Source organism: Acinetobacter sp. RF15B, assembly GCF_007558235.1.
In the GTDB taxonomy this organism is placed as follows: domain Bacteria; phylum Pseudomonadota; class Gammaproteobacteria; order Pseudomonadales; family Moraxellaceae; genus Acinetobacter; species Acinetobacter lwoffii_C.
The window spans coordinates 1-6,394 of sequence record NZ_VLSR01000033.1 but is presented as its reverse complement, the minus strand read 5'-3'; the positions used below and the strand labels follow the sequence as shown (position 1 = coordinate 6,394).

Annotated in this window: 8 protein-coding genes and 1 pseudogene; 5 read left to right on the top strand and 4 right to left on the bottom strand. The window is 37.5% G+C overall.

The window, feature by feature from the left end:
• Positions 1-101 precede the first annotated feature (101 nt).
• The 3 genes from E2K74_RS14025 to E2K74_RS14015 are packed head-to-tail and all read right to left on the bottom strand — an operon-like array spanning position 102 to position 999.
• Positions 102-326: a hypothetical protein gene (locus E2K74_RS14025; protein WP_227548045.1), complete on the bottom strand. Its 225-nt coding sequence runs from the start codon at positions 324-326 to the stop codon at positions 102-104.
• A 54-nt stretch (positions 327-380) separates the two neighbouring features.
• On the bottom strand, positions 381-695 hold the full coding sequence (locus E2K74_RS14020) for a helix-turn-helix domain-containing protein (RefSeq protein WP_151208201.1): 315 nt from the start codon (positions 693-695) through the stop codon (positions 381-383).
• Positions 676-999: a hypothetical protein gene (locus E2K74_RS14015; protein WP_000288001.1), complete on the bottom strand. Its 324-nt coding sequence runs from the start codon at positions 997-999 to the stop codon at positions 676-678. Before E2K74_RS14015 ends, E2K74_RS14020 begins: the two co-directional genes overlap by 20 nt.
• Positions 1,000-1,142: 143 nt before the next feature.
• Here E2K74_RS14015 and E2K74_RS14925 point away from each other — a divergent pair.
• The 3 genes and pseudogenes from E2K74_RS14925 (at position 1,143) to E2K74_RS14000 (ending at position 4,747) form a co-directional block, all read left to right on the top strand.
• Positions 1,143-1,448 (top strand): annotated as a pseudogene (locus tag E2K74_RS14925) (hypothetical protein).
• A 395-nt stretch (positions 1,449-1,843) separates the two neighbouring features.
• Complete coding sequence (locus tag E2K74_RS14005; protein WP_151208200.1) at positions 1,844-3,106, top strand: OprD family outer membrane porin; 1,263 nt, start codon at positions 1,844-1,846, stop codon at positions 3,104-3,106.
• A 24-nt stretch (positions 3,107-3,130) separates the two neighbouring features.
• Positions 3,131-4,747, top strand: coding sequence for an alkaline phosphatase D family protein (locus E2K74_RS14000; protein ID WP_151208199.1), 1,617 nt, complete (start codon positions 3,131-3,133; stop codon positions 4,745-4,747).
• A gap of 37 nt (positions 4,748-4,784) precedes the next feature.
• Here the strand turns inward: E2K74_RS14000 and E2K74_RS13995 are convergent, their stop codons facing one another.
• Positions 4,785-5,516, bottom strand: a complete 732-nt coding sequence (locus E2K74_RS13995) for an acid phosphatase (RefSeq protein WP_151208198.1) — start codon at positions 5,514-5,516, stop codon at positions 4,785-4,787.
• 279 nt (positions 5,517-5,795) lie between these two features.
• Between E2K74_RS13995 and E2K74_RS13990 the strand changes: the two genes are divergently transcribed.
• Positions 5,796-6,116, top strand: coding sequence for a type II toxin-antitoxin system RelE/ParE family toxin (locus E2K74_RS13990; RefSeq protein WP_000897309.1), 321 nt, complete (start codon positions 5,796-5,798; stop codon positions 6,114-6,116).
• Positions 6,109-6,381 (top strand): NadS family protein, encoded by a 273-nt coding sequence (nadS, locus tag E2K74_RS13985; RefSeq protein ID WP_004641921.1) that lies wholly within the window; start codon positions 6,109-6,111, stop codon positions 6,379-6,381. The genes E2K74_RS13990 and nadS overlap by 8 nt, the downstream gene beginning before the upstream one ends.
• Positions 6,382-6,394 lie beyond the last annotated feature (13 nt).

The window sequence follows — 6,394 nt, the reverse complement described above, 5'->3', positions numbered from 1 at the left end:
TTGCCTAAACTAAGGCTGATCGGTAGTCAATTCACATTGGTTAATGAGCTTAATCAAAGTGTTTTGCACATATTCTTCAAACTCAATACCTTGTTCTTCCTTTATTTTTCAATTTTTTTAAGAACATCACTATCTAATTCAAATTCTATTTTCTCTGATGTTTCCATTAGTAAATCATAGTTATTTTCAACCATCTTTTTGAACATTTCTTCTAAGTTGTTTCTCGATGATACCTTGAAAGATAGTCGTAAAGAGCTATTAATAATTTCAACATGAGTATATCCAATATATTCAGTCAATTTTCCTACAAATCCTAAATGCTTCATAATCATGCTCAAATATACTGAAAGGAAATAGCTCTCTACTAATAGCTATGTAAATTAAGCTAAACTTTCCTTTACAAACGTTGGATCAACAATAAATAACCTAATTAATGATGTTGCTGCACCAGAAGGTCTTCTCACACCTTGTTCCCAAGATTCTAATGTACGTTTGGAAACACCAAGGAGCTTAGCAAACTGTTCTTGTGTCAGCTGTGCCTTTCTACGTGCTAAAGCTACATCTGTTTCAGTAATTACTGTTCTTTTTGCAGCATTATCTGCCAACATATCATCGATGCCTTGTAAGATTTCAGCTTCAATATCTCTTGTTGCTTCAAAGGCTTCTAGTTCTTTTTCAGTCATTAAACGAGTCATTTAATTTCTCCACCAATGCTTGAAGGGTTTTCTTACTAAGTTGTACCGTTTGCTTTTTACTGTACAAGGTTAATAACCAAATCTCTCCATTTGTTAAACGATTAAAGTAGATGACTCTGACACCACCACTTTTGCCTCGACCACCGCTAGTCCATCTGATCTTACGAATGCCACCCGAATTAGGTTCGACATCCCCGGCCTCAGGATTTAATGCCAAGAATGTTTTAAATTCCTCATATTCTTCCTGAGTCCAATAAACAAGACAGTATTTGGTAAATAAAGGGGTTTCACATATTGTATACATTGCTTGTGTTTATACTACCTTGTAGTAGTTTATTTTATACTACTTTGTGGTACTTTTAAATATGAATGTGTAATTCGTAGGATGAAAGATGATGTATTATTTTGCAGAGGACCCCTTCTAGGTAATGTTACCTAGGAGGAAAAATGAAAAAACTGAAACATCATTACAAACAAGCAATACAGAGTAAGCGCCATAACTATTTTTGGGAAATCTATCCCAATGTCAGAAGTTCTGTATTTAAGAAATTTAGCACTCACTAAGAGCGTAGCTTTTATTTTCTGCATCGTATTGAATACAAGGACTATCCGCTTAAACTTCGTGTCGCACGTGGTACCGGTCTGCCTCATGATTGGGATGATTTACCAACTTATGTTTATGACGTTGCGAAAAGTTGGAAGCATAATTCCAAAAGAGCACATCAGTACTATAAAGAACATGAGCAAAAATAAAAAATGGGAGCTTTTAGCTCCCATTTTTTATTTCGCATAAGAGACTTTATGTTAAATATTCTCTTGGTCTATTTTGTGTAGTTGCTTTTCATAAAAATTAAAGATGATTGCTTAAGCGGTGACTGAATTCAATAAAAAAGCGGCTCGTAGCTAAATCTCTGTTGCTAGTATCTGTGAGTTTTTAGATAGAAGCTAAGCATCGTTATGCGCATATCCTGCACATTAATTAACCCATCGAAATGAGCCAACAGTTCAAGTTAATTAATTATTGGCTTAAACAGGATAGAGGGTATTCATTTTAAAGTCACATAAGCTTAATAAATCTGAAGGATAAAATTCATATTGAGGATGTAGGGTATTTCAAAGTTTATTTAGCGTCCAAAAAAGGCAGTATCTTGATTTATAAGCTCTTGATTTTAAGTACCTTATCATTATCAATTGGAATGATTCAGTTCACACATGCGGATTTTATAGAAGATAGTAGAGCTGAGGTTAATTTTAAAAATTATTACTTTGATCATGATCAAGAGCCTACTGACAAAGATTCGACTGTATGGGGGCAAGGGATTGAGTTGATGTACGAGTCCGGTTATACCGAGGGTAAAGTCGGATTGGGCCTCGATGCAAGTGCAGCTATCGGTATCCGTCTAGATGGTAGTAAAGATAAGGCTAAGAATTCATTAATGTTCCCACTTGATGATGATGGCGGACCTACTGGATATTGGACTAGAGCTTATCCCACATTAAAAGCTAAATATAATAAATCTGAACTAAAGGTTGGCGAACTACGCCCCAAACTACCTATTTTAAGTCGCAGCTTTGCACGTTTACTTGAATCCTCCTATATGGGGACGCAACTCACCTCAAAAGAAATAAAAGGTTTAAATTTAACTGCAGGATATGTCACAGAAGCAATTCCCCGTGCATCACGTGATAAATCTGAACTGTCTATCAAAGGTGCAACTCAGACAAGTGATGGTTTTTTATTTGCTGGAGCTGATTGGAAACCAACTAAAGATTTAACTTTACAATACTACGTGGGTGAGCTCGAAGATTTCTATGTGCAGCAGTTTTTAGGTGTTAAGCATAAATTTAATATTAATGAAAATCAAAATCTTAACACTGATTTAAGATTATTTGACACTCAGGCCACAGGAGCCAATGAACGGGGTGAAAAAGGTTACGGTACTAAAGTAAGTAACCAAACAGCGAGTATCGATTTTAAATATAAGATCAAAAATCATCAGCTTCAATTTGGTGCACAAAAAATTGGCAGTGATGGCGACTTTCTCCACATGAACCAGAGCGGTTTAGGCAATGGTGCAGATGGCACATTTATATATCTCCCTACCAACCGATTATTGCAAAACTTTACCAATGCAGGTGAGAAATCAACATGGTATGGCTATCGATATGATTTTAGAGATCACTATCTTCAAGGATTAAATATTTCTTTTTTAAAAGTAAAAGGCCGTGATTTTGGCAAATGTGGTTGTGCAACAGAGTCAGAAATTGACTACACCCTACGATACAAAGTTCCTCAAGGAAAATTGAAGAATTTAGGTTTTACAGCGCAATACGGAAAGTTCAAAAAGAGTACTGGGACAGAGCAGGAACAGACCCGTATCTATTTGACTTATAGCCTTCCTTTATTTTAATCCATAACTAATCACGTTGAAAAAATGAACCATTTTAATCCAAATCGCCGCAAATTTTTACTAGGCTTGGCAAGTTTAACTTCACTAGCACTCGTCTCTGGGCTAAGTTCTGTTAAGACTTGGGCCAATCCTAAATTTCCTATCAGCCCTTTTCAACTTGGTGTCGCTTCTGGTGATCCATGGCCGGATGGCTTTGTGATTTGGACTCGTGTTGCACCTTATCCCCTATCTGTAGATGGAGGAATGCCTAATGAAGCTGTTAACGTCAAATGGGAAGTCGCACTCGATCGGAACTTCAAAACAATAGTACAAACGGGTGAAGCACAAGCACATCCAGATTTACATCATACCGTACATGTTGAAGTGACAGGACTAGCACCACAAACACGCTATTATTATCGTTTCTTTATGAGCGATTACGAAAGTCCGATTGGCACAGCAAAATCAGCGCCTAGTGCTCAACAAATGCCAAATAAGGTTCGCATTGCTGTGGTGGGATGTCAACACTATGAAACTGGCTATTACACAGCTTATGATTATTTAAGTAAGGAAGAGGATATCGATATTGTCTTCCATTATGGCGATTATATTTATGAAGGTCCTGAAGCTAAAGGTGGTGGCCGAGCGATAGGTAATTTACGTGTATCTATCCCTGCTCGTCAGCATATTGGTCCAGAGATCCAAACTTTATTTCAATATAGAATACGTTATGCACAATACCGTGCTGATCCTAACCTACAAGCAGCTCATGCATCAGCACCATTTGCAATAACATTCGATGATCACGAAGTAGATAATAATTGGGTGGCAGATTTAGAAGAGAAGGGAGAAAAGAGAGAAATCTTTTTACTTCGCCGAGCGGCAGCCTTTCAAGCTTGGTATGAGTACATGCCTGTACGTTTAGCTCAAAAACCTCAAGGCCCAGATATTACTGCATATCGCACCTTAGATTTTGGTCAAATGTTGCGAATGAATATTTTGGATACTCGTCAGTATCGTTCTCCTATTCTTTGTAGCAAAGCTCAGCTAGAACAAGAATTGGATAAAAATGGTTACTGTCGGACAGATAATCAAAAAGCAGAACATATGCTTGGCAAAGTCCAAGAAGAATGGTTAGCAAAGCAAATGCGCCATGATAAACGCTGGAATATACTTGCACAGCAGATCCAAGTCATGCCTTGGGTGCGCTATAGTAAATCAGGTAATGCTTATTTTGGTAAGGATACGTGGAACGGTTATCCATACGCCCGAGAACGTCTAATTCAATCTATACGTGACAATGCACCAAACGGAAATACAGTTATTTTATCTGGTGACCTCCATCAATACTTTGTTGCCAATATTCCAAGTGATTTAAGCGATTATCAATCACAGTCTATTGCGACTGAATTTTTAACCACCTCTATAACCTCAACTGGTGATGGTCAACCTATTCGACCTGGTCAAGAAAATGTTTTAAAGTTAAATCCACACATCAAATTTATTAATGACCAACGTGGTTATCAAACTTTAGATTTCTTTAAAGATCATATGCGTACGGATTTAAATGTACTTGATTTCGTTGAAAAGCCAGGTGGCAAACTTTCTATTGCAGCTAGTTTCGAAGTTGAATACGGCAAACCTGAAGTGAAGAAAGTTTAATCATAAAAAAAGCCTGCAATATGTAGGCTTTTTTATCTCAATTTATTGGGTTTTTCCTATTTAATAAGCGTTGCACTTCTTCTTTTGCCCTTGCTAAATCGGCCTTGAACTTAGGATGGGCTTGTAAACGAGCAAATTGTGCAGCACCGGTAATACGTCCTGCATCAACATCACTTTGCCAATGCATATTACAAACTACACGGCTTTGCCCAAAATTAATACCACGTTTCAAAATTTCGTTTTGACGATCAGGACGAATTTCACTCAAAATTAATGCATATGTCCAACCAATCGTGGTATGCCCCGATGGGTAAGAACCATTCGTGTTTAAATCCGTTTCTTCATGTGGCGTACAGGTTTTGACACCATAAAAAGCAAATGGACGTTGGCGGTTATAATGCTTTTTCGCATCTTGTGTACTGTAGCGGCTATCACGCTTTACCTTTCTCAGTAGATCAAACAATATTGGTGTATTTTGCTTACTAATTTCTAATCCAAACGCCTCTGAAAACGGTATGCCAAGGTGTTCATTAGACACGTCAGCATCAATGGCAGCCTGTTTCCACTGCTCATCTGAACGTTGAACTTGCATTTGTTTGAAAATTGCTTGGTCATGTGAAAGGCTAACACTATCAGGTCCAGGTGGTTGAGGTAATATCAAAAGGCTATTTGGAGCTTGATGAGGTAATAAATACGAATCATCTGCTGCATAAAGGGATGGGCTAATGATTAAAAAAGACATTAATGGAATACATGCTAGTTTAGACATGGGTTTAGATATCATTAATTTATCGCATTTCTAAAATAATTCTGCATTAAAATAATAGATAGATTTTAATAAATAATGACAATTAGATTACAGTTTTAAAAAAATAGGTATTCCTAAAAATACTGATTTAGCTCAAAGTTGGTGGGATAAGTCTGAAAATTAATTTTAAGATTCCCTAAAATTAACATAATACAGATTATGCGAAACGAGAGCAGTAGGCTCTCGTTTTTTCATTCTAGAACTGCTAAAATTCTTATACGCCATTGACGTACTTTTCTCATGTTATTCATTGAAACCAGTATTTTTACCAAGCAAATTAAAGAGCTTGTGAGTGATGAAGAGTATCGTCAGCTCCAGCAAGATCTCCTGGTACAGCCTGATAAGGGTGACTTAATCAAGAATGGCGGTGGCATTCGTAAAGTACGTTGTGCTCAGGGTAATAAAGGTAAAAGTGGTGGTATCCGGGTGATCTATTATTGGGTCACAGAGGATGATCAGATCTTTTTCCTGGTGGCTTATCCAAAGTCTGTCAAAGATAATCTGACAGACAAAGAAACATCGATCCTGCGTCAATTAGTGAAGGAGCAATTTCATGGATAACAACTTATTTGATGATCTGGTTGCTTCAATCAAAGAAGCCGGAGCCATCAAACGTAATGAGATAAAGGCAAGTCGAGTCACAGAGCTTGAATTGCCGGATATTAAAGAAGTACGTGAGAAAACTGGCTTAACCCAAGCAGAGTTTGCTGCACGTTTGCATATCAGTGCGAGAACCCTGCAAAACTGGGAACAAGGCCGCCGCTATCCGACTGGCCCTGCAGCGACTTTAATTCGTATTCTAGATGCTCACCCCACTTTAATTTAAGAAGTCTAGAAAG